This window comes from Spirosoma radiotolerans, from assembly GCF_000974425.1.
Taxonomy (GTDB): domain Bacteria; phylum Bacteroidota; class Bacteroidia; order Cytophagales; family Spirosomataceae; genus Spirosoma; species Spirosoma radiotolerans.
On sequence record NZ_CP010429.1, the window covers coordinates 2,003,751 to 2,028,263 of the forward strand.

The following is a 24,513-nucleotide window of genomic DNA, read 5'->3' on the forward strand; positions in this document are numbered from 1 at the left end:
TATTGTACCAATGAAACTCAACATAAACTGGCTGCTTCCGCTGGCCCTGGCGGCCATTTTGCCGGGGCTTAATTTTTTCTCCAACGCCAACGCGTTGATCGACGGTAAACTGGATTTTTACGGCCGGTGGTTCTCCGCGTCGGTCGTGTTGTTTGTGCTCTGGTACCTGCTGCTGTATACCACAAACCAGAGCCGCCGATACCGATGGGAACTCACGGCGGTTATTATTCTGGCGTATATCGTACTGGTTTACAGTCTTTTCTCACTTTTTGTTTTTAGCCATCCCGAGTATATACGCTGGAATCTGCTGGTCAAATTCTTTTTTGCCAGTCTTCTTTTTCTCATCATTCAGTACGCCCTGCGAGCCAGTTCCAGCATTGCCCAACTGGAGTTAGAAAAAGAGCAGATGCAGAGCGAAAACTACCGGGTACAACTCCAGCAATTGCGAAGTAAGGTCGATCCGCACTTTCTGTTCAATTCCCTGAATACGCTGCGGATGATGGCCCGGAAGCAACACCCATCGACCGAGCAGTTTGTGATCAGTCTATCGGATTTTTATCGGCAAACGCTCAAATACAACGAAGCATCCACGGTTCCGTTGCGGGAGGAACTGAGTGTTCTTAAATCGTATCTGTTTCTAATGCAGACTCGTAATGAAGGCAACCTGGACGTATCGTTTCAGATCGATGGGCACTTACTGAATTACCTGATTCCCACCCTTTCCTTACAGATCGTCGCCGAAAACTGCTTCAAACACAACGCTATGATCTCGGCCAATCCATTGCATATCAGCGTCTCCACCAGCGACGATTTTTACATAGTGGTCAGCAATCTGAAACTACCGAAGCTGTCTCAATCGGAAAAGTCGGGTTACGGGCTGGATAATATCCGGCAACGCTATACCTTGCTGAACGTAACGAATGGCCTTCTCGTCCACGAAACCGACACCCATTTTGCCGTAAAACTGAAACTGATCTGATTGATGAACGTATTGATTGTGGAAGATGAAAAGCACACGGCCCAGCTCCTGAAAGAAATCATTGAGCAGGACGACGACTTTCTGGTCACGGCTACGCTCGAATCCATCGCGGAAACTGTTGCTTTTCTGACCAGGCACCACAGCAAAATCGACCTGATCTTTCTGGATATTCAGCTCGCCGATGGGCACAGTTTCGCGATTTTTCAGTACATCGACGTAGCCATTCCAATCATTTTCTGCACCGCTTTTGACGATTATACGCTGGCGGCTATTCAGAACAACGGCATCAACTACATCCTGAAACCGTTCCGGGAGGAAGAAATACACGCGGCCCTGACGCGGTATAAAAACCTGATAGCCAGCTTTAGCCAGAAGGTCATCAATCCCGCTTTATTGGTCCCTCCCCGAGAGAAAAGTTATCAGGAAAGTTTCCTAACCCAACACCGCGAAAAATCCATCGTCATTTACACCAAAGACATTGCGGCCATCACGATTGAGTATGAACTCGTTCAGTTGTATACGTTCAGTGGAGAGCGGCACCCGCTCCTGAAAAATCTGGAATACATCGAGTCGGTTTGTAATCCGCATCAGTTTTACCGCATCAACCGGCAAATGCTCATCAACCGCAACGCCATCCGGTCAATTGAACCGTATTTCAACCGAAAAATCGTGGTTAAACTAGTCGTTCCCCTGGCAGAAACAGCCATCGTCAGCCGTTTGAAAGTGGCCGCGTTTAAAGACTGGCTCGAAAAGGGGAGTTAGTTAGCGAATCCTACAGTACTGACGAACTGGAGCTAAGGGCATTGATAGAGCGTTTGCTACGAAACGGTAAGACCCCGGCTGCCCGGAAAAATCACGCAGTGTCGGCTGAGCGGTTTGTATCGGAGTAGCATCCGCCATCCGACGCGTTCGACTTACGCCGGGCTACCGTTGCGACCGTTTGCGGCTGCGACCGTCCGCGCCAGAAGTGTACAACGCCGTCTCAATCGGGAGCCTTTCGTGAGAATTAGGAAAAGTAGTACCGTAAGGAAACTCATTCCTTTTATCCTTACTCTATTTGGTTGTTTCTAAGCTTCGTGTGCTACTGGCGATAGCTTGTTTATTGTTCCTCAATGATTTTTACGCCCCAGGGGGCTAGGTCCAACACACTGTTTTTCGGAACGGTTTCACCCTTTATTAACTCTCGGCCATTGGCAAAGGGATAAGTCAGCTGGCCGGGTTTAGCTGAATAGTTGAACAGGTAGTGTACCGTTTTACCCTGTTCGTTGGTGCCTTGCCGGGTAATCAGGGGGAAGTGTAGCAACTGGGCAGCTCCCCACAAATTCGCTTTCCTGACCGCATCAGCCAGGATTTTCTCCGTAACGGCACCATCTGTCCAACAGCCGATGTAGGTGGCCAGGCCTTTGCCGAAGGTGTTCTCCGTAACGGCGGCATACTTACCCCAAACCGGATGGTCGTAATAGGCCAGCACTTTTGCCGTTGTGGGGGTTACCAGTTCCATCCAGCCTTTAACCTTATTGTTGTCGCTGCCTACACCAAAGGGATCTCCTTTCAGCGATACATTCTGGGGGATGGTAAACTGCGTGTAGGTGATGCCTAGCGCTTCGCTGATGAGGCCGGGCTGCGGGGTGGTACGCACTTTGACGTTTTGGTCCGAAAAGCCGCTTTTGAATGTATAGACAATGTGTCCGCCATTTTTAACAAACCGGTTCAGCCGTTGTAACAGGCTGTCCGGGGCGGCATAGAGGGCTGGCACGACGAGTAGTTTATACTGCTCGATGTTCTGGCTGCTGGGGTCGATAAAGTCAACTCCTACATTCATGCGGTACAGCGCGTCATACATCGGCCGCAGGATGTCGTTGTAATTATTCTGACTATACCACCCAAACTTAAAGGCATTGAAGGCCGTCTGGGCTTCGTTGCTGAAAAGAATAGCGACCTGATTGGTTTTCTTCAGATTGACCAGTTGAGGGCTTAATCGGGCAAAGTCCTTGCCGATGGTTTTGGCTTCGTCATAGGTCGGGTTCGGTTCGAAATCATGGCTTAGCAGACCCTTCCAATAGGTTTCTATCGCGTTATGAGTTGAATGCCAGTGCCAGTATTCGAGCATATTGGCGCCCGAAGCCAAGTGGCTAAAGGCCTGTAGGCGCAGTTGGCCGGGATAGGGCAACCATTCGGGAAACCCCTGAGCCTCGGTTTCAATAACCAGGTAATTTTTTCCGCTAGACGCATCGACTTTCATTGACCGGGCAATGTCCCCACCAAAGGCTATTTCTGTACCCGTCAGGGCATCCTGAGTGGGATGGTAAATATCGATACCGGCTACGTCCAGGGCTTTGGCAGCCGCAAAATGGTCGACATCCGGCTGAATGCCGTAGGAGTAGCCCCGCCACTCCAGGTCAAAGTTCTGCGTAACGAATTGCCCGGGCCGTTTGTATTCGTTAACGATTTTTGTTTGCCAGGCTAAATAATCAGTTACCAGTTTGCGCTGAAACTTGGCAAATTCGGCGATCTGACTCGCATTAATGGAACCGACCATCGACGGAAAGTCTTCCCAACTATTAATCCGGTTACTCCAGTAATCCAGACCGAACGCTTTATTAATGGCTTCCAGCGTACCAAACTTGGTTTTCATGTACGCCACAAACTGCTTTTGCACCTCTGGCCCCGCCGTATTATAGGCTTTCGTTTCGTTATCGACCTGGTAGCCGATGATGGCCGGGTGGTCTTTCACGTGCACAAGCAGCTTACGGATGGCCTGCTCGGCGTGCTGCCGGAAGTGAGTGTTGGCGATATCCATGTTCTGGCGGGCACCATAGCGGTTAGGGCCTTGCGCGGTGATAGCCAGCACGTCGGGGTATTTACGAACGAGCCAGGTCGGTACGGCGTAGGTTGGGGTGCCCACAATGACCTTGATGCCCGCTTTGTGCATGGCATTCAACACCCGGTCGATGTGCGAAAAGTCAAAGACGCCCTCCTGGGGTTCCATTGTGCTCCAGGTCGATTCGGCAATGCGCACGACATTGATTCCGGCCTCCTTCATCATAGCGATATCTTTTTCCAGTCGCTCGTAAGGCATGTATTCGTCGTAATAGGCGACGCCGAACAACAGGGAACTGTTTGTTTTTACAGGCTGAGCAAAAGCAAATGGCCCAAGCACGAAAAGAAGCAAAGTGCTTACTAAAACTTTCATAGACAAACGAGTCGATCTACCTTGATGAGGCAAATGTAGAGAAGAAAATCTGTTCTTGCTGGACCTGAGTATGTTGGAACGCCTGGAGAAGAAGTTCACCGGAGCCTACGCCGGTTCCTTTGATAATGTTCCGATTCAGCCCGTACAGAATCGTTGAGCCAGCTCCGGTAAAAAGGGAAGTTAAAATAAACAGGGCGATACCATACTGACCTATGCCATAGATACCTCAACCTGTCAACAGACCGGCAATAACGACCGTTAAACGGATTGCTGTCCACTTTCGTTTATTCTAGTCGGATGATAATAGTCTTTCCAGTTGATCTTTCACACTTATTTTATTCAGTCGTCAACGCGTGACTTTGTATGACTAAATATACCAAATAGAGTGTTTTGTAAGGCAATTATAATTTGATACTGACTGGGCAGCCAGCGACGGCGGACCATCATTATAAGACTTGTTTAAAGACGGCATGCTGCCGCAACAACTGGCTCGTTAGCCAACTCAGGCTTAGAGCGACGACGAAAATAAAACTAAATTTAAGCAGCACAGGAAGATGGATGGCCAACAAGCCAAATTGTAGCCAGGTCACGAAGCCGTAATGCACCACGTAAATACCATACGCATTTGCTGACAAATTATCCCAGCCACGGCTCGGTTTAACTACCCCTTGCTTAAAAAAACTTAGACAGGCACTCATGCTCACTAAACAACTCAGGACGAACGCCAGATCATACAAAAAATAGCCCTGTAAGGGTGACAAGTGCCCTTGCTTGACTTGGCTAGTAGTCACCCGAGCCACTAGTACGACCAACCCGTAGCAGACTAGACTAGCTAGTAGCCATTGCCACCAGGGTTTACCGACTAGTTTACCGTCTACAAATAAATAAGTCTGCCAATCGGTGGCGCCCAAACAACTTCCCACTAGAAAAAACGACAGGTAAAACAAGACCCTATTTAATTGAAAATCGAAGGGTCCCCACCGGCCTACCCATGTATATTGACCGACCCACAAACTCAGCGGAATCAAACTCAGGGCAATAAATCCGTAGAGAGCCGCTCCAAATCGGGTTGGGTGTTGGCTTAGCCGATCTAACCGATGACCAGCCCTGACAAAGAACGTAGGCTTGCTCCTAAAAATAAGCACGGCCACGCCATCAAAGGCGAACAGCAGCCAAATGAACCAAGGGGGACCAACGGGCCAACCCTGCATGATGATATAGTCCTTCAAGAAGGTCATCAGATTGGTAGAGTGAGTCGCCACATAGAAGGAAGGCCAGTAAGCCAGTGGAATCAGAACGGCTTCTGCTACCAGAAAAGGAATACCTAATCGAACAAAGCGGTCTCCTAAGTAGGCCCTACTTCCTTTTTTGTTTAACCCTTTATAGACGAACAAGCCACTGATCAAAAACATCAGTGGCATAAAGAACAAATCATTGAAACCGATGAATGTATCCATCCCGCTCCACCGTTGGGGATCAACAATCGGGGCGGTAGAGTGGATATATTGAGCGGCATCAAAATACGCAAAGGTTGGGTAGGCTAGCGCTACATGATGGGCCACAACCAGCAGGGTGACGAACGACCGAAGATAGTCAAGCCAGACGGCTCGCGTACTGGTAGGCTGCATGTTGATTGGGAAAGGTGAGCATTCTGGGAATAATGACCAGGAAAAACGGAGAACGTTGCACTGTATACTACGGATTGTAGTTGACAGTTATTAAAACAAACCGTCTACCTAAGCGCCCGAATTATAGCCACTCCCTCGGCTCAATTTGGAGCGTTTTTGGGAGACTCTCACTTTTTAATCTCTGTCCAATACAAATACGAGTCAGTTTTTCCTTCCTGTCTCAATAGTCACGATATCTTGACCAGCAACGCCGAGGTAATAACGTAGAAGCTCCGGGTAGAGTTGAATGCCCTTATCTGAATTGGTAAAGATCAGAAGCGCCTGCTTCGCTTTGGGCAGCAGTAGCACAATCGTATGCACACCCGGATCGTGGCCGCCGTGGGAAAGAGCGTACTGATCACCACCCACCGGTTCGTAGATTACCCAGCCTAAACCCATATAGGAATTCGCTTTTCGTTCGACCTGATGGCTGGCCATTTCCTCAAACAGTTCCTGCCTTAACCCAGCGCCTGAAAGCAGCCAAGCCATGAATTTACAATAGTCGCTGGCGGTCGTTTTCAGTAGATCCGCGGCATTGGATTCTGTATTTTTGACGACAGCCAATGGCATTCCTGACTCATCAAACGGAAAGGCCAGGCGGTTCTCGTCCCCTGGATTCCATGTAAAACTCGTCGAGTTCATACCGAGTGGTTTAAAGACAATCGAGTCAGCTAATTGGTAAAGGGAGCGCCTGAACTTGCTCTCTAGAGCATGCCTCAGGTACTCAAATCCTTCACCTGAGTACTGGTAATGTGTGCCGGGTTCAAATTGAAATGCGAGTTTTCCACCGGAAAGCTCCGTGCGCCAGTTAGGAAACCCCGTCTGATGGGTGAGAATATGGCGGGTCGTCAGGTGTTTACTTCTGGGGTCTTGGGCTACATCCGGATCGATGAAGTAAGCCGCTATCGGTGCATCTATCTCCCAACTACCAGCATTGGCCAGACTTAGGGTCACCATGGCCGTGATGGTCTTGGTGACTGAGGCCACGTTGAAAAGCGTGTTGATAGGGGCGGGGACCCCCTGCTTTAGCTCACCAAAAACCTTAATCTCCGCCCGTTTTCCCTCTTCAAGGTAACCGATTGCCAAGCAGGGTACTCCTTTACTTTTCAACCAGGTAGTGACGGCCAGAGAATCCTTCATATCCGGAATCTCAGGTGCTGCCTGTTGAGCGTTTACTGAAGCGTCGGACGAAAGGGTCGGATTGTTGAGTGCTTCAGCTATTGGAATCGGCTGACTCCAGCGTTGGCCGTCAACCGCACGTTTCGTAATACCCGAGTTCACCCGGCTGGTCCAACTTTGTGCATACCCGTAATAGAACGCTGTGCCATCTGTAGAAAACGCCACTGAACCCATCACGATCCCCGAGTCAACAGGCATTTTAGGTGCAAATACCTGGGGAATTTCAGTAGGCGGAGTTTGCCCAAAATACGCATTCGCACTGGTCCAATTCGCCGAATTGGTCGTTTGGGCGATCAGTTTTCCAATAGTGACCGAAAGAATTGCCAAAAGAATCGTCTTTTTCATATGGTTCCTTATACAAGAAGTTTGGTGTTTATTTCATGATCTGAATCCCGACTGTATCGTCCAGGCGGGCCACGATCCCCCATCCATAGAAATAATTAGCCAGACCGATCAGAATTTCATTGTTCCCTTCTTTTAGCGGTAGGCGGATACTTGCATTCTCAATCGTACACCGGCCAGCCGGGTATTTTTGTTGAGGAGTTCCAAAGTAGTTTTTGTCGGCGTACAGAAATTGTCCATTCACAAACACCCAGACTTCATCGCTGAAACCCAGGCTTAGCAGACGCTCCTGTGCTTTATTGGACTGAATACTGGTTTTAAGCCAGGCCAGCAAACGCACTTCACCCGGTTTATGGGCATACTGTCGGCTCAGGTTGACAATACCCCGGCTTTCAGCTTTAATGGGCGACCAGCGTGTACTGCTGTCAGGCAGTTCAGCGGGATCTGTTTTTCCGTAGGTGCTTTGTAGTCCAATGACTGGCTCTTTGCCAAATGGCAACACGGCAGGAGCACTCACCAGCCAGTTTCGGAGGTAGCGGGTGTCGTGCGCAACAATATTATATCCAGGCTCTGGGTTAAGGCCTTCAGTAACGTCGGGTTTGATGACCAGATTGGCATAATTGACCGAACCGCTCAATGATATCGATCCGCCTGTTTCGGGACTTTCCAGTTCCGGAACAACCAGCACGGGCTTGCTCATATCGTTGACATAGGCTTTCATTTGCCGGCCCGAAATCACCAGTTTTACGTGATTCCAGCCTGCTTCGGCAATCGAAGCGCCTGTCTGGTATTCATCCGTCAGATCCCACATGCTCATCCCCTTCACAATAGGGGCATATTGCACCGTGGTTCGTACGTCGGGCGTAACTTTGCCGAACGACCGGAGGTAAAAATTTTCTCCATTCTGCTGATCAGCATCCATTCGAAAATTAATGCCCGGAAAACCAGGACCTGTTAGTTCGACATCGTATTCAATGGTGCCATTGCTAAACACAACATCGTTCAGGACAATACTTTTGGGACCTTTTAGTATCTTCATAACGCCAGCTTCTTTGCCAGCTATAAAGTCGACCTGACCGGGTGCATACGTCCATTTCCCGGCTGTCATAGGGATGCGTAATTCCTGTGATTTGCGGACGGACGTTTTCTGGGCATACGCAGGCCACGCCAGCGGTAGCATAAAAAGAAGAAAATAGAGTCGGTACATGCGGATTTGGCGTAAGAAATTAAGATTGACGAAAACCGGATTACTGATCGGTTGAAAGCCAATAGGCTGCATTGAAATTGATCGTGAAAACTCGTGCCCTTACTAAGGATCTGCCAGTAAACGTATGGAAGAAGTTTATCGGGTTAAAATCATTTCGAATTCAAGTTTTTTTCAAGTTGTATCACATTGACTAACAATGGTTTCTGATTCTGTTGATTTGCTCCGCTGCAAACAATTGATTGAACAAAAACTCGATTGGGGAGCGGGTGGCACCTGGACCAGCAACGACTTTGAAAATCTCCAGCAACGGATTCTGGACGAAACAGGGGTTTCATTAAGTGCCAGTACCCTGCGCCGAATCTGGGGACGGGTCGATTACCAGCATTTGCCCAGCGGCACTACCTTGAATACGCTGGCTCAGTTTGCCGGTTTCCCCGACTGGCGGCAGTTCGTTCGGTCGCAGGAAATACCAACCGAGTCGCCTGCCCCAATCGAATTGATACCCGCCAGGGCGACAAAGTCATCCATTAACTGGCGACGGCTGGGCTGGATTGCGGGCGTGACCATAGTGCTCCTCTTATTGGGAATCGTAGCTTTTGACCAGAAGCCTACCCAGATCGATGCTACTCAGTATAGTTTTAGCAGCAAATTGCTGACCCGTACGCTTCCTAACTCGGTTATCTTTACCTACGATGCCACAGCTTCCCCGACTGATTCGGTCTATATTCAGCAATCCTGGGATAAGACCCGGCGGGAGGCCGTGGCTAAAAATGGGCAAACGCATACGTCTATTTACTACGAATCGGGCTTTTACCGCGCCAAACTGATTGTCGGTCATCAGATCGTACAGGAGCATTCCCTGTTGATTCCCAGCGATGGGTGGCTGGGCACTATTGCCGCGAAGCCTGTTCCGGTCTATCTGAAGCCGACCGAATTTAGGACGAAGGAGCAGTTGCAACTGCCCGTTGCGACAATCCAGCAGAAAAACATAGCCTTACAACCCGTTGCGCCAGTAGTGAAGTATGTCAACGTTGGTAATTTTGACCCTGTTCCCGTAAACGATGTTGCCTTTAGCTGCGACGTAAAAAATGAGTATAGCGAAGGGGCAGCTACCTGTCAGCAATCGTGGATTGTATTGATAACGAATGATATACCCATCTCGATACCGCTCTGTACCAAAGGCTGCGTTTCTGAATTGATGCTAATGGACGGGTCCGGTACGGTTTCCGGCAAAAATAGGGATCTGTCCGGGCTGGGCGTCGACTTTTCGGATTGGGTTCACGTATCCTGCCATACCGACGGCCGAAAACTCTATTATACCATCAATGATAAAGTGGCTTACTCCGCAACGCTACCAACATCGAAGGTGGAAATTGTGGGTATTCTGTTTGCTTTTCGGGGAACGGGCTCCGTTAAAAACATCCAGTTGCAAGCAACAGGCAAGCTGGTGTTTCAATCATTTTAGTTAAAACTAGCCAATTTAGGTTACTGCTGATTATTAATCAGATTAGAACGATTTACTGCGATACCAATCAGAAAAATGACTTCGGGAAGAAGCCTTGCCTCGACCGGTCTATTCTGTGAAAAGTAGACTGGTCGAGGTAAGTTTACGTAGAACGAGATTGTGAAAATCAGACAGAAATCAGCTTAGAATATCACAAATTCAAGCCGTTGTTTTTCAGTATTGCCCTCTACCGGTTTGTTGTCACCGATGGATTTGGTTTAACAATCACGAGCGATTTGTGAGATTGAGTGATCGTGTATCTCGTTAACCTTTGATTTCTCCGAGTTAGCCAAATTGTTCTCGACGACAGCTACTTAACTAATATAAACTTATCTGTTTTGTATCGTAAGCGGACAGCAACTGTCCATTTTTAATGATTCTGTGTAAACACTAGGGGTGCGTTAAAAAAAAGTACATAAACCGTCACAACGCGAAAATTCGAGTATCGAATAAACGCCCAGGTTTTGGCACAGAAATTCGAAGTTGCTATCGTATCAAGAAGGAACGTTTGCTGAGAATTAGACAGAGGAATACTTTTGCACTTTTCTTCGTGTAATTGAATAAGTGTTTTTATGTTAAGCGATTATTCTAAGATTACATGCCCTATATAAGCCCTGAAAGCAGCCCGAATCGTCCTTTGAAAAAGGGAGAAGGAAGACTGATGTTATGTTAATGAAATATCTGTAGATTGAACTCGCCAACTACAAGTAAAGGACCACTAAAAACAGCTTCGGGGTTAACGTAACTGGTAATAATACAACAATAAGTAAGAGGTCTTCGACTAACTGTATAGCGATAACGTATTCTATAAATATCAAAATTATGCGGCTTCTACTTTTCACGTCTGTTCTCATGATTGGCTACCTTTTTCATCCCTTAGCCAGTAGCGCACAATCTGATTCAACTGCCCCGATATTGAGAAAATCACTGTGGCGAGCTGGTCTTTACAACTTTGTCAGACCTGGACTCAGCCACGAGTTGCGAATTACACGGAAAATATCGCTTAGTTCAGTGGCCAACTTGCGTACTGATTACATTAGCCATAATGAACAAAGTAAGCCTACCACTTGGTATCGATCACTCAGGGTTCAAGCTAGCTTAAGCACCCGGTATTACTATAATCTAGACCATCGTCTGAGAGCGGGCAAGAATGTACAATACAACAGTGGTAACTACTTGAGCGTAGGGGCTTACTATACTTCCCCTGTTGTTGCCCACTGGGGCGAAGAAAGCCTTTACCAGAGTACCTATCCTTCGGGATTAGGCAATAACGTCAATGTCCGGCTCCTGTGGGGTATTCAACGACAGTTGCCTCCTAAACGCTTTTACTACGACTTTTCGGCAGGTCTTCAAGTCAATACTTATCAACCAAATAGAGGCTTGCACGGCTCATTTACGGCTCAATTCTCTATTGGCTATTGCTTAACTAAATAACCAGGTCAGCTTAACATTAAGACAGTGACTTTTGCAAAAGTCGAAATTACCGTGGACCGGCTTTTTATATGGGGCATTTCTTATCGTTCATTGGGGCGTAATCGGTTTAAAAGGCAAGCGTATCTGAGCTAGTCAAGACTTTTGCAACAGCCACTGCATTTATATAACGGGCATCTGCCAATTTTAACTACATTTTATCTAATTATAGTCATAGTTTAGCGCATCACTAATTTTGTCCCCGAATCTATTTGTTAATCGATGACTCATTTTAAATCGCCAGTTTCTTTCAAGCTTCTGTCCCTTTGTCTGCTCAGCTTTATTACTTTAACCAGTTGCAATAAAGAGAAAGAACCTGCCGTAACTTCAGTTGCTGCTCAGACTTATTTGGATGAAGTGGTTGGTTTAGTGAAGGCCAATTCAATCAATCGAAAAACGATTGACTGGACGGTGTTTAAAGCAAAAGTAGATGCCCAGGCTCGAGGAGCACAGACTATAGCGGATACCTATCCGGCTATTCAGCTTGGCTTAACGTTACTGGGTGACAATCACAGCATGTACTATGCCACTACTGGGACGACTTTTTATGGAAACAGGACCGTATCCTGTACAGATCTTAATCCCATAACCGGAACAATATATAAGGGGATCGGCTATGTTAAAGTAACTGCTTTTAACGGAGGGGGGAGCGATGCGACAAAGTTCGCTCAATCAATTCAAGATGCCATAAAAGCCGCTGACAGTGACTCCATTATCGGCTGGATTGTTGATCTGAGAGATAATTTAGGGGGCAACATGTGGCCTATGATTGCGGGTGTAGGGCCTCTGTTAGGGGAGGGCGTATGTGGCTATTTCCTGGATCCTGATGGAAATGCGTCGGCCTGGTCCTATCAAAAAGGCAGTGCCTTACTGAATCAAGCTGAGCTCACTAAAGTGGAATCGGCCTACACCGTTCGAAAAGCAACGGCTAAAGTGGCTGTGTTAACCAATCAAGCTACCGCCAGTTCAGGTGAGGCCGTAGCGATTGCCTTCAAAGGACGGCCGAATACCCGTAGTTTTGGTAAAGCCACGTGTGGTTTATCAACCGCTAATGTAACCAATAAGTTGAGTGATGGTGCCCTCTTAAATTTAACTTAGTCTACAATGGCCAACCGATCTAAACAAGCTTACGGCTCTTCCATTGAGGTCGATGAAGTAGTGGTTGCTGAAAAGGTAATCGCAGAAGCCACAAGCTGGCTACTTCAATAAAGGTATTCTTTTCTAAAAATTAGTCTGTTGCTATCGGCTATGGAATAACTCACCTGAAATGACCTATAGTGAAATAGTCTAATTTTTGAATCTTGAGTTGAGGATATACATTGACTCGATCTCTTAATAATCTCTTTACATAACGGCAGTGGCTGTGGCAAAAGTCTGGTTGGCCCGGCACTCCGGCATCCATCCAGACTTTTGCACAACCACGCCACTTATACAACAGACTTGAGAATAATACTATTTTAATACAAACCGTTACTAGAATTTATTGCTTATTTAATAACTAATTTAATCTTTAAAGGATGGTAGGTTTGTTAATAAAGAAAATTTAATTACTCGTAACAACTAGGGCGAGATGAAAACTTGCTTGCTACTCATATTCCTGAGTGTCTTCACAAACAAGAGCCTTAAGGCTCAAAATAGTTTAGCTTCTTCTATCCCGGCTATAACTCAACACGACGGTTATTTTGAGAAGCTGACTTATCTTGGCGCTAACCAAGACTATTACACTGTCAGTACATTTTTGACTGACAGCACACTTTATCGGGTAGATACATACAGGCTAATTGACAGAGTAAATCCTTATACCAGTCCAGCCACGATCACTAAAGTAGCTACTCATCAGGGACAAACTAAAATATTCTATCCCACTGGCCAAGTTTATTTGACATGTGAGTATAGTCACAATGTCCTGCATGGGCCACTAGTAATCTATTACGCTGATGGCTCAATCAAAAGACGAGAGCGCTACAAATCCGGCGACCTGCTGACGAGCCAGTGCTACACACTTCAAGGCGACCTACAAACGTGTGACTTACTGTATCGGGCACCCCAGTTTATGGGCAAACCCAATCAGCTAAAACGCTATCTAACACAGCGATTACAAGCACTGGCTCAACGGGAACAAGTACGGGATATCACCATAACGTTGACCATCAATGAACTGGGGCAAATAGCCAAAACGGATGTAAAATCTTACTCAAATCCTGCCAACTCTGAGTTGATAAGTTCTGTTTTGGAAGCTGTGCAAGCTATGCCACGTTGGAAGCCGAACCATTTCAACTGGCAGCCCGCTACCATGGATGGTGTGGCGATTGAGGAAGCATGGACTATTGACATTAGACGAAAGCAGGGATTCCTGTATGTTTATTTACCACACTCTTAAAAAAAGAGAAAAGGCCTTTTTAGTAGAGACTCGTTAAAAATATCTTTATTTCTAAGCCTGTTGTATAACCAGGGTGGCTGTTGCAAAAGTCGGTCAGTCGCTTAAGCGAACCGTTCTGACGGTTATTTTAGGGCTAAAAATTACTCGCCTTTCAGCCGAGTAGCTATCGGAACAGGCAATGATGAGACTTTTACAACAGCCACTATGATCATGTTATGAGATTTCTCTCGCGTTATCACTGTTCTAAAACCATAAAAAATAATTAGAATTAGTCAATGCCAGGATGAGTAATACGAGAATAGACTAAAAATAAAACCCAAGACAACCCTATAAAGAGCGCGATTAGTGAAAGTAACTTGCTCCCTCTTATATTAACAAACAAATGAACAAGTAAACTATATAAGATCAGTAATGGACCAGATAACAAAAAGCCAAAGATTATCAGGATCGTACTGAAAACCTTATTAGATACCGCAATGAATGGCATGTAAACACGAAAATTTACCATAAATATTGGGAAAACTAACAGCAATAATATGCCCACTAAGATGTAAAAATGTTTTCCCATTCTAGTTTGGTCTATAAGTGCCTTTATGATAAGTAAACGCTTTAAACTGTCACTGATTTTGCGTTCTCGCAGGCTTGAACGCTAATCGAATAAAGGCAGCTGCTGTGGCCAAATCAATAATACGCCAAGTCGGTTGAGGCAGATGAATAGGCACTAATGGGTTAAAGAGGATAGCTACCACCAGCAGACTAATCAACGCTACAATTGAGTCCCTGGTCTGTATAGCGACATAGAAAGCTAGGCCACAAACTACGATCCGCAAAAAGGTATAAAAGCCATAAGGTAAAGACAACGTAGCTAGAGTAGCTAAGAACAACAGGACCGCTGCTGTTAGGAGAATTGCCCGGTATATCTTCATCATCTAAAACGCCTTAGTTTTCAAACGTCAATCGGTTGTAGAATCATCGTGGCTGTTTCAAAAGTCCTGAATAACTCGGATAGGCTTACATTCTAAACTGATAACGACCCACTGAGTGACAAGAAATGGTCCATTTAGCGAGTCAGTCCACAATGGTTTTCGACTTTTGCAACAGCCACCTACTTTATGTTAACCTAGAATAGATCTTGAACCAGTATTCATCTGTTTATAGGCTTTCAAATTATAAATCAGCGCTGAAAGGCCAACTACACAAGCCCCCAAAAAAACGGCCAAAAATACAGGAAAGGAATTTACAGCTAATTTAACGTATATCGTTAAGCCAAAGTAGAACAAGCCTATGTAAACCCAACTTGACATTTTTAATAACGGATAGTCAACCTGCACAAAAGTCGATTGAAAAGGCCATACTACCATACTAAGGCGGGGCCAATCCCAGATCAGTAAATAGACATTGGCTAACAACATCAAAAATGTGATGATGGGCGTTGCCGCAAAGTAGTAAGAAATCGTAATGACAAAGATATTGAGCATGATAGGCAGAAACACAACAGCGCCTAAGGTAGAGAAGAGCTGCGTCATCAACAGGAAACCTGCTAGACACTGTCCCCAGCCAATGAAGTGCCAATAGAGGCCCGACTGGTATAGCGTCTCAAATAGGTGCCAACTCTCATTAATAGGTGCATCGCTGCCCGAATTTGTCGTAAAACGTTGCCCTTGTATTTTGACAATACTGGCAAAAACAAAAGCTGCTCCCAGTAGATAGCGTAGGTAAATAGTGAAGACTTGAACAGCAATCAGCCGCTTCAATTTTTCCAGAATCATATGTTTTATAACCAACCGTTTTGTTAACCCCGAAGCTGTTTATAGCGGTCCTTTACTCGTAGTTTTTGGGTTCAATCTACAGAAATTCCATTAACATAATATTGGTCTTTCTTGTCCCCCTTTCTAAGTTACAGTCCGGCACAATCTTACGGCTTGTATGGAGTAGTTGATCTTAAAATAATCGCTTAACATAAAAACACTTATTCAATTACACGAAGAAAAGTGCGAAAGTATTCCTTTGTCTAATTCTCAGCAAACGTTCCCTAAAGTGATACGAAAGTGTATAGCGATGATGCCTTAATTTTAGGGCGTTTGTTGAACCAGTTGTAGGTGAAGGCTTCCTACTTGGCTAACATACTACGAAGTGGCTGTTACTATGAAGAACAGTAGTAGGATAACTGCTCAAACTTGAAGCCCTTAATCCGGTTGACAACTCCTAAATTCACCCAGTTGGTCGACATAATCAGTAAGTTGCCCTCCACCCCTCAGCCAAGGCTGACCAGCTATATGAGCCGTGCAGGGGCCATAGCTGAAAAGTTTAATGGGTCGATGCTGGGCTATCATCTGTAATTTCTCTAAGACATCCTGCAATATCCGCCCTTCGAAGGGAGTATACAGAAAGAAAACACTCCCATCATCAAAGTGGGCTGTTCGGGCATCTTCACACTGGAAGACTACATTGGGTAGGTTCAGATCCTGGGCACTGATCTGAGCATACCGGCAATAAGCAGGCTCCACTTCTATACCTTTGGTAGGAGTGCCAGTCAGTAAATTAACTAACAGACAAACCTGGCCTAAGCCCGACCCCAAGTCATAAAAAACATCCTGCTTCGTCAGATTCGCTTTCGCTACCAACTCGAGAATAATTCGAGTTGGTGTTTTCTGATAAAAAATCATCTCTGCTTGTCTTTTTTGGGTCTCTGAAGGGAGAGCTTGAGAGGAAAGCAGACCATTGGTGAATACATCCAGCTCATCATAACCAACACCCGGATTAGTTAGCTGGTTATTCGATAAGCCCTGGCCAGCATAGGAGTTAATTAGGTCTAGAAGCGCTCTTCCTTGACAATGCCCGTTTCGAATAGCGGCTCGCAGCCGCTCAAACAATGCCCAATCGATGGCTTCTAACTGCTGGCTTATCGTCAAGGCCCACTGCTTGACCGAGAGCAATTCGGCGGGTGGATTGCGGAGTCGAAGTAAATCGTCCAGGTGATCAATAATGAATGCCAAGTGGTCAAGCGCCTGCATTCGACTGGCGAAATGGGTATCTTGCCACAACGTATTATTTCCCTGAATTGACTGAATATCGGTTAGTATATTGCTACTCATTTCGTACTCGGATTGAAGCGGCAGGTAGCCTGTCGAAAAGCCGAAGGTTTACTCATCAAGGCCGCATCTTCGATCACCTTCCACCCCTCATTTTATCTCCGCTAAAGCCGAAAGCTTGCCTCTAACTACTGGTGAACTGTCTGTCTCTTCTAACGCTCAAAAAATGAGATGGTTGTGATTATAGGCATGTTCCAAAATGAAATCAGCATCGATCTTCAATTTGTTGCGTAAAGTCTTGGCCATAGCCAGGTTGACCCGGCGCTTGCCCCGAAGGATTTCTGATAAACGGGTTTCGGGCACTTCCAAGAGTTGAGCCATCTCGCGTTGCTTCATCTTCTTCTCGTACATCTTGAACTCGATCATTTCCGGAATCAACTGCGGCACTTTAATGGGCATCAGGGGAATGCTATCTTCATACGCTTCGGCCCACGCCGAGAGCTAAGCCAGCTCGGTGGCTTCATCGGGGCTCAACACAGCAAAGCCCCCGCCTGTTGTCGCTTTTTGAAGCAGGGTTTCAATCTGAGCCATCAGTTTCTGATAGGCGGTGTAGGTGGTTGGCTGTTGCATGGGTGAACGTGATTAAATGGTTGAGCAGTCTGGTAGTTTGTCATATTGGGCATGGGTGCCCACGAAGCGAATGAACAGGGTTCGTTTGTTAAAGAAAATCATCTTGAAGGCAAAACCGTGTTTCGGCCATTAAAATGAATAGTAATAGAATTTTTGGTAGCTAACTTATAGCAGTATAAAAGTTAGCGATTCAAAATCATGTACAGTTCAGGTTCTAGGAGTACTCTGCCAGTACTCTTAAAAAACTACGTAAGTTAAAGGCCTTACTAAAACGACAGATGACAAAAGCGCAACTAGCCGTGGATCAAGATATAGTTTACAAAATGACAAAACCCGATCCGCCACTTGCGGATTTTGTAGACAGCTTTTGGCTGTTTTTTAACCATTCCCCCAGCGATAAGCAATTTGTTGTTTTGCCTGACGGACGGATTGACTTGCTGTTTTACCGGTCGAAAACAGAGCCCTTACGCATTGTGCTTTTAGGGCTCGAAACTCAGTATGCTCCCCGGATCGTAGCCGCTAACACAGAGCTATTCGCTGTTAGCTTTAAACTGCTGGCGACCGACTATATTTTTCCCAATACCGTTGCCAACTTGTTGAACCAAGCCAAGAGTTTACCCCCCGGTTTCTGGCAAGTTAGCCCCGACGACCTGTATGACTTTGATGTGTTTTGTCAACTGATTACTGAGAAAATCCAATCGTTTTTACCAAAAGTGATTGAGAGACGAAAACAGAGACTGTTTGACTTAGTCTACTCATCAAATGGCTCATTAACGGTCAAAAAACTATCCGAAAAAGTTGGCTGGAGCAGCCGTCAGATCAATCGTTATTTCAATCAGCAATACGGTCTTTCGCTGAAAGCCTATTGCAGTATACTTCGGTTCAAAGCCGCGCTCAAGCCCATTAGTGAAGGTAACCTTTTCCCAGAGCACGCATTTACCGACCAAAACCATTTCATCAAAACAATTAAGCGGTACGCGGGAGTTACGCCCAAAATATTACGGAAAAATAAAGATGACAGGTTCTATTACCTCACGGCTTTACGAAATCAGCCGACCTGAAAATGACCGAATTTTACTATTCTAAGGCTTCGTGTTCGGCTAATTTTGCCGCTTAAGTAAGCCGTATAGTCGTACAAACTAATAAAGTCACAACGCGAGTGGCCGTCCCGGTGGGCTCAACCCGATTGCGTCAAAGGGATCAACGTAACCGTTTACCAAAGTGACCCAGACCAGTCCGCCCTCAAGGGCAACGGATTGAGAGCCTAGTTGTATGATTAAACGTGGCGACAACCAGCTACGAACGGCCAGACAAGGAATTGCTCCAAGCGCTACCAAGCTGTTTGCGACATGTACCAAACACCGCACAGCACACACAACCGTAAACAACGTAAAAAACGAGCCAATGATGAATAGACAACTCGGTTATGTAATGAAAATGATCGCAAAGCCCGGTTATGGCGATACGCTACGCAAACTTGCTACCGACGGGATGAGAATAGCCAACCAGGGTGGCACCTGGGTTCACTGCCGGGTCGAAAATGAACCCGATACGTTGTGGACGTTTGAATTTTTTGAAAACCCAGAAGCCAAAGCGCGCTACGAGGAAAGTGAGCTTTCAGATAAGCTACGCGATGAAATAATAGACCTGCTTGTCGAGCCACCAGTCCGTATTGCCGTGACTCCCTTTTCGGCTAGTTGGCTTCCAGAGTAGTAGGTTTCTGATTCGGTAAGGATTCACCCTGTTTAAAACAGGCTTTTAACCGGTGAAGAAATCTGACCGGGGATTGACTGTGGCCTGCTGCGCGATTTGTGTATTGATTCGGTGCCAGGTGGTTTGTGAATCCTGCCAGAAAGAATGGAAAATTACACCCTAAAAATTAGGGTAAGTAAGATAAACTTCATTGGTGTTCATGCGGATAAGTTAGCTGACAAATCGGGGCGTATCCTTGTTCTTGGCGAGTCTCGGCCAGACCGAATTGAGCAGGCTAGGAAAGCCTTAAATCACCAGTCCTATTCGTGCTCAACCGGCTTGTTTACAGTTTATCAAGACCCTCATACTCCTCAGTCGTTTATTCTTTATGAACACTGACTAAGTGAAGAAGCAGGGTTTGCTCATGGCAAACGTGAATACATGCAAGAGTAAATGGCACGAAAAGACCACCTATTTGACCACCTGGAGAGTAAATTTCTTGAGGAGTTTTAAGCTGTGACGAAGCAACGATTAGGATACTATGAGCGAATGGAGCGACTTTTTTGTAGCAACAGCTGGAGCCGCTGCTGCGTTGACCGGACTCATTTTTGTCGGTGTTTCGATCAACCTGAGAGAAATTCTTGCCTTTACTACGCTCCCCACTCGGGCTTTAGTTTCTCTGGTGCTTCTGCTGGCTATCTTAATTTGTTCCGTACTTCTTTTAGTACCAGGCCAAGCGCTTAAAAGCGTGGGTATTGAACTCACTATTTTCGGAGTGATCACCTGGTCGGTTACTACGCAGATGGACCGCTCTATTTTAAACCATATTGCCAACGAATTTAAAGGCCCTCAGGCCTGGAACATACTTTTTGATCAACTAGCTGTGGTACCCTACATCATTAGTGGCGTTTCCCTACTCAATGGTAGTCAGTCAGGCCTTTATTGGGTAGTATTCGCTGTTATTTTCTCGTTTCTTAAGTCGGTTATTGACGCATGGTTTTTCTTGGTAGAAATTCATCGATGACGGTCAGCTTTCAACGGAAGGGTTTCTAGGGGTAAGTAAATAATGTAGTTAATGCAACCTAATTTGCATCAAAGACTTCAATGGAGCCAGGTACATTCTAGCCCTTTCGTGGCAATAAGCTGGCGGTTCGCTTGCCAAAGCCGGAAGAGCTGCCGGTAATCAAGACGGTCTTTTTCGGTGTGCTGCCTCGGTCATTCAGTAAATTGCCCAAAAACAGTTCCCTTCATGCCGAAAATCCCCCGCTTAAGTGGCTGCATGTTTGCAGGTAATACTAGTCAATTGACCTTGCAAAACGCTCCCATCTGAGACGAACACTGGCCCTTCTCAATTTGCGTCTCAGATAGGAACGTTTGATACTACGCTATCTATCCTTCAGTTATTCTGTGCTCAATAAGGGTATTATTGATCAAACAGAGTAACCTGTTGATCCGTATCTGATAGGCCGATGAGGTAAAACAAGAACGATGGGCAAAAATAAGCACTTGATGTTAGTCAGGCATCTCAGCCGGTAAATCACCAGTTTCTAGTCCCTTTGGCTACCGTTGACACCGGTCTGCGAGCCAGCTCCTACTCTCCTCTCTCGGTACATAGAAAAGAATGCTGTACCTGGCAGAGGTATCACTTCGGCGGCCCGGCCAAATGGGCGCCCTACCTCCTCATACATTTATCCGATGGTGCAGGGTGGTGCCAACCACTACTTTAGCAGTCAGTTTGACGCCACCAGCAACAAAGGAGAGGCACCGACTTTGGGCTTACTTGATCCATTGATTTGTCCTCTGAAAGATAAACTAACATTCTTTCCATTGATCTATGAAAGCTATTCTACGGCAATTAATTGCTGACTTGTCTGCCGCCGGTAGTCTCCCGGCTACCATACGGTATGGTTACTGCCCACCCAAGCCAACCCATTGGCTGCTGGTTGTTGTACTCCTCAATGTCAGCAGCTCGAGTTGGGCACAATGCTTCAATCCGACTACCATTCAGATCGCTACCCCCAATAATTTCCAGGTAGGGACAAATCCTCATTCAGTGGCGGTGGCCAGATTGAACCTTTTCGACGACTATGCCGATCTAGCTGTGGTGAATTATAGTTCGAATAGCGTCTCGGTGCTGCTGGGCAACGGCAGTGGTGGTTTTGGTGTGGCAACCAACTTGGCCGTCGGCAAGGGGCCTGTTTCTGTGGCGGTGGGCGATTTCGACGGCGACTACCGACCCGACCTGGTAACGGCCAACCAAAACTCCAGCAGCGTATCGGTCCTGTTAGGTAACAGCAGCGGGAATTTTGGGACCGCTACCAACTTCCCTGCCGGCGCTTATCCTAGTTCGGTGGTGGTGAAGGACTTTAACGGGGACGGCAAAGCCGACCTGGCTACGGCCAATAGTGGGTCAAGTACCGTCTCGGTACTGCTGGGCAAAGGCAACGGGAGCTTCGGAGCCCCCACTCAGTTTAGTGTCGGGGATAGCCCTTTTTCGCTAGCGATAGGCGATTTTAACAAGGATGGCAAGGCTGACCTGGTGACGGCCAACTACAATGGATACAACGTCTCGGTGCTGTTGGGCAATGGCAGTGGAAGCTTTGGCACCGCGACTAATTTCACGGTCGGCGGAGGTCCTGTTTCGGTGACCGTGGGCGATTTTAACAAGGATGGCAAGGCTGACCTGGCGACGGCCAACTACGATGCCAACACCACGTCGGTACTGCTCGGTAACGGCAACGGGGGCTTTAGCGTACCCACCAGTTTCGCTGCTGGAAGTGGTGCCTATTCGGTGGCCACAGAGGATTTCAATAGCGATAATAAGCTGGACTTGGTGACAGCCAACTATGCATCGAACAACGTCACGGTGCGACTGGGCAACGGGACGGGGGGCTTCGGGTCACCAGTCACTTTCCCCGTTGGCAGTGGACCCTTTGTGGTCACGGTAGGCAAAGTCAGCGGTGATAGTTATGTCGACTTGGTGACGGCCAACTATACCTCCAACAACGTCTCGGTGCTGCTGGGCATGGGCAACGGGAGCTTTAACACAACGGCCGATGTACCGCTGTCAATGGCGGTCAGCGATTTTAATGGGGATGGCAAACCCGATCTGGCGACGGCCAATGGGGCATCCAACAAAGTATCAGTACTGGCAGGAAACGGAGCGGGAGGCTTTGGCGTAGCGACCAGCTTTACCACGGGTCGTTATCCTCGTCTGGTTGTCGTGGGTGATCTGAACCTGGATGGCAAGCCGGACTTGGTGACGGCAAACGAAAGCGCTGATAACAATATCTCGGTGCTGCTGGGCAACGGGAGTGGTGGTTTTGGTGTGGCAACCAACTACACCGCCGGGACGTATCCTACTTCGGTGGTGATTGGGGACTTTACGACGGATGGCAAGCCTGACCTGGCGGTGAGTAATGGCACGAAAATTATGGTGTTTCGGGGTAGCGGCACTGGAAATTTTGGGGCACCGACCAGTTTGACTACTACGATCGATCCTTATTCCATGGTGGGGAGAGATTTCAATGCCGATGGCAGACTTGATCTGTTGGTCAGCGGCTATAATTCGACTAAAATGCTGGTGCTACCGGGTAATGGCAACGGAGGCTTCGGGACAGGCATTACCCACGAGATAGGAGGGGTACCCCAGTCAATTAGGGTAAAGGATGTCAATGGGGATGGTAAGCTGGACCTGGTGACGTCTATCTATTCATCGAACAACGTTTCAGTGTTTCCCGGTATGGGTAATGGGAGTTTTGGGCCCGCCATTAACTCCCCGACGGTTAATAGTCCTTCGTCGATGGCAGCGGGCGACTGGAATGGCGATGGCAAAGTTGATCTGGCGGTGACGGATAGTTATTCCGGTAAGGTAACGTTATTACTGGGCAATGGGAGTGGTAGCTTTAGCATCGGTACCGCCATTAACCTGGGTAACTCTCCGGGTGGGGTAGTAGCCAGCGACTTGAATGGGGATGGCAAGCTTGACTTAGTGGCAACCCAACCGTATTTTTCTAGCCACAGCCTGGCCATACTGCTCAACTGCATGAGTTTTCTCAAATCGACAGCTAGTGAGTTCAATGCCTATTCGAGTAGGCTAGGAGCGAGTGAAGCAGGTGTTGGCCTGCAGGTGCAGGTGTTTAGTAACCCTGTAACTGGCCCCTTGGTGGAAGTAACTATTCAGGGGGTGGAAGGGCAGGCCGTGGAGTTAGAGCTAGTTGATCTGCAAGGCAAACGTATTTATCAACACAGCATCAATCAAGCCGACGATCAGAACCGGCTCCAACTGCCTTTGGGGGGCAGCACCGGCCTGCTCCTGCTACAGGTGCGTACAGCTACCCAGCGCCAGCTTGTTAAATTGCTGCGGCCGTAAAGGTCCGCTATATCCGTACTTTTTAGGCCAATAAGTCAGACTGCTTTAGTCTGACTTATTGGCCTTTACCCTCTAAAAGCGAGACAAAAGAGCCTTCTAAAAAATGGGGCGTTTAAATAAGACATTATTCAAGCCAGAAGCAAGTATCTGACGAAATCCTGGTCATTAGAGTAAGCTAGTACCAGTTACTCAAGGCTTAACTTACTTATAAGGTTGTTTCAATAAAACCATATATATTTGCCGTTAACCAACTAGTTAGTTAATGACAGCTGATCAAGAATCTACAAAAAATCGGATCTTAACCGAAGCGATTACAGTCTTCCAACAAAAAGGGCTTCTTGGAGCCCGTATGCAGGAGATTGCCGATAAAGCAGGCATCAATAAAGCGATGCTGCACTATTATTTTAAAACCAAGGAAGAATTGTTCAGCCAGGTCTTCCAACAGGCACTTACTTTATTTGTCGTTAACATCCAGCAGATTCTGGCCAGTGAGAGGACACTAGTCGAGAAAGTAAGTCAGTACGTTGATTATACAACGTCTGCTTTGTCAGCCAATCCAAGCATTCCGTCGTTTGTTTTACACGAACTGAATCGGGATCCGCTGCGCCTGGTAACCTACTTTGCCGGAGACAATCGACTTAATTTAACCCGATTTACGCAGCACTTTTCGTCTACTCAGCAGGCTAACCAGTTTTTTGCCAACATGGTCTCTCTTTGCATATATCCCTTTGTAGCCAGACCCATGATGGAAAAATTGTTCGGTATGTCCCCCCAGGCGTATGATCAATTTCTACTTCAGCGTAAAGAATTGATCAAGAGTCAGTTAATGCAACAACTTTAATTTTTTTTGTCATGTCATTAACCAA

At 46.8% G+C, this 24,513-nt stretch carries 21 protein-coding genes; 11 read left to right on the forward strand and 10 right to left on the reverse strand.

The window, feature by feature from the left end; translation table 11 throughout:
* The first annotated feature begins 10 nt into the window (after window positions 1–10).
* Both SD10_RS07985 and SD10_RS07990 read left to right on the forward strand, forming a co-directional pair.
* Window positions 11–979, forward strand: coding sequence for a sensor histidine kinase (locus tag SD10_RS07985; protein ID WP_158500550.1), 969 nt, complete (start codon window positions 11–13; stop codon window positions 977–979).
* Window positions 980–982: 3 nt separating this feature from the next.
* A complete protein-coding gene (locus SD10_RS07990) occupies window positions 983–1,741 on the forward strand; it encodes a LytR/AlgR family response regulator transcription factor (protein ID WP_046573332.1) in 759 nt (252 codons plus the stop codon).
* Window positions 1,742–2,078: 337 nt separating this feature from the next.
* Here the strand turns inward: SD10_RS07990 and SD10_RS07995 are convergent, their stop codons facing one another.
* The 4 genes from SD10_RS07995 to SD10_RS08010 form a co-directional block, all read right to left on the reverse strand.
* Window positions 2,079–4,172, reverse strand: a complete 2,094-nt coding sequence (locus SD10_RS07995) for a beta-galactosidase (RefSeq protein WP_082111553.1) — start codon at window positions 4,170–4,172, stop codon at window positions 2,079–2,081.
* A gap of 446 nt (window positions 4,173–4,618) precedes the next feature.
* Complete coding sequence (locus tag SD10_RS08000; RefSeq protein WP_046573333.1) at window positions 4,619–5,800, reverse strand: acyltransferase family protein; 1,182 nt, start codon at window positions 5,798–5,800, stop codon at window positions 4,619–4,621.
* Between the two features lie 201 nt (window positions 5,801–6,001).
* Complete coding sequence (locus tag SD10_RS08005; protein WP_052731118.1) at window positions 6,002–7,363, reverse strand: serine hydrolase domain-containing protein; 1,362 nt, start codon at window positions 7,361–7,363, stop codon at window positions 6,002–6,004.
* 28 nt (window positions 7,364–7,391) lie between these two features.
* Window positions 7,392–8,639: a hypothetical protein gene (locus SD10_RS08010; RefSeq protein WP_227699171.1), complete on the reverse strand. Its 1,248-nt coding sequence runs from the start codon at window positions 8,637–8,639 to the stop codon at window positions 7,392–7,394.
* A 124-nt stretch (window positions 8,640–8,763) separates the two neighbouring features.
* Here SD10_RS08010 and SD10_RS08015 point away from each other — a divergent pair, with 124 nt between their 5' ends.
* The 4 genes from SD10_RS08015 (at window position 8,764) to SD10_RS08025 (ending at window position 13,921) form a co-directional block, all read left to right on the forward strand.
* Entirely contained in the window at window positions 8,764–10,032 is a 1,269-nt protein-coding gene (locus SD10_RS08015) for a hypothetical protein (protein ID WP_046573334.1), read from the forward strand.
* A 1,215-nt stretch (window positions 10,033–11,247) separates the two neighbouring features.
* Window positions 11,248–11,505, forward strand: coding sequence for a hypothetical protein (locus SD10_RS29995; protein WP_148562397.1), 258 nt, complete (start codon window positions 11,248–11,250; stop codon window positions 11,503–11,505).
* Window positions 11,506–11,763: 258 nt separating this feature from the next.
* Complete coding sequence (locus SD10_RS08020; protein WP_052731119.1) at window positions 11,764–12,639, forward strand: S41 family peptidase; 876 nt, start codon at window positions 11,764–11,766, stop codon at window positions 12,637–12,639.
* Between the two features lie 472 nt (window positions 12,640–13,111).
* On the forward strand, window positions 13,112–13,921 hold the full coding sequence (locus tag SD10_RS08025) for a toxin-antitoxin system YwqK family antitoxin (protein ID WP_046573335.1): 810 nt from the start codon (window positions 13,112–13,114) through the stop codon (window positions 13,919–13,921).
* A 617-nt stretch (window positions 13,922–14,538) separates the two neighbouring features.
* Here the strand turns inward: SD10_RS08025 and SD10_RS30455 are convergent.
* The 6 genes from SD10_RS30455 to SD10_RS29060 all read right to left on the reverse strand — a co-directional run bounded on the left by SD10_RS30455 (window position 14,539) and on the right by SD10_RS29060 (window position 17,685).
* On the reverse strand, window positions 14,539–14,850 hold the full coding sequence (locus tag SD10_RS30455) for a DUF6804 family protein (RefSeq protein WP_046573336.1): 312 nt from the start codon (window positions 14,848–14,850) through the stop codon (window positions 14,539–14,541).
* A gap of 186 nt (window positions 14,851–15,036) precedes the next feature.
* Window positions 15,037–15,690: a hypothetical protein gene (locus SD10_RS08035; protein ID WP_046573337.1), complete on the reverse strand. Its 654-nt coding sequence runs from the start codon at window positions 15,688–15,690 to the stop codon at window positions 15,037–15,039.
* Window positions 15,691–16,107: 417 nt separating this feature from the next.
* Window positions 16,108–17,016 (reverse strand): class I SAM-dependent methyltransferase, encoded by a 909-nt coding sequence (locus tag SD10_RS08040; protein ID WP_052731120.1) that lies wholly within the window; start codon window positions 17,014–17,016, stop codon window positions 16,108–16,110.
* Window positions 17,017–17,172: 156 nt separating this feature from the next.
* Complete coding sequence (locus SD10_RS28645) at window positions 17,173–17,412, reverse strand: helix-turn-helix domain-containing protein (protein WP_052731121.1); 240 nt, start codon at window positions 17,410–17,412, stop codon at window positions 17,173–17,175.
* A 42-nt stretch (window positions 17,413–17,454) separates the two neighbouring features.
* Window positions 17,455–17,583 carry a hypothetical protein gene (locus SD10_RS30230; protein WP_262507404.1) on the reverse strand — a complete coding sequence of 43 codons (129 nt, stop codon included), beginning with the start codon at window positions 17,581–17,583 and terminating at the stop codon, window positions 17,455–17,457.
* 12 nt (window positions 17,584–17,595) lie between these two features.
* The gene (locus SD10_RS29060; RefSeq protein WP_227699172.1) at window positions 17,596–17,685 is read right to left on the reverse strand and encodes a type II toxin-antitoxin system HigB family toxin; all 90 of its coding nucleotides are present in this window, start codon (window positions 17,683–17,685) and stop codon (window positions 17,596–17,598) included.
* 221 nt (window positions 17,686–17,906) lie between these two features.
* Here SD10_RS29060 and SD10_RS08050 point away from each other — a divergent pair, with 221 nt between their 5' ends.
* The 5 genes from SD10_RS08050 (at window position 17,907) to SD10_RS08075 (ending at window position 24,488) form a co-directional block, all read left to right on the forward strand.
* The gene (locus SD10_RS08050) at window positions 17,907–18,644 is read left to right on the forward strand and encodes a helix-turn-helix domain-containing protein (protein WP_227699173.1); all 738 of its coding nucleotides are present in this window, start codon (window positions 17,907–17,909) and stop codon (window positions 18,642–18,644) included.
* Window positions 18,645–18,855: 211 nt separating this feature from the next.
* Entirely contained in the window at window positions 18,856–19,296 is a 441-nt protein-coding gene (locus tag SD10_RS29860) for a putative quinol monooxygenase (RefSeq protein ID WP_046573338.1), read from the forward strand.
* Window positions 19,297–19,816: 520 nt separating this feature from the next.
* Entirely contained in the window at window positions 19,817–20,299 is a 483-nt protein-coding gene (locus tag SD10_RS08060) for a hypothetical protein (protein ID WP_046573339.1), read from the forward strand.
* An 810-nt stretch (window positions 20,300–21,109) separates the two neighbouring features.
* Window positions 21,110–23,647 carry an FG-GAP repeat domain-containing protein gene (locus SD10_RS28650; RefSeq protein ID WP_052731122.1) on the forward strand — a complete coding sequence of 846 codons (2,538 nt, stop codon included), beginning with the start codon at window positions 21,110–21,112 and terminating at the stop codon, window positions 23,645–23,647.
* Window positions 23,648–23,909: 262 nt separating this feature from the next.
* Window positions 23,910–24,488 carry a TetR/AcrR family transcriptional regulator gene (locus SD10_RS08075; protein WP_052731123.1) on the forward strand — a complete coding sequence of 193 codons (579 nt, stop codon included), beginning with the start codon at window positions 23,910–23,912 and terminating at the stop codon, window positions 24,486–24,488.
* Window positions 24,489–24,513 lie beyond the last annotated feature (25 nt).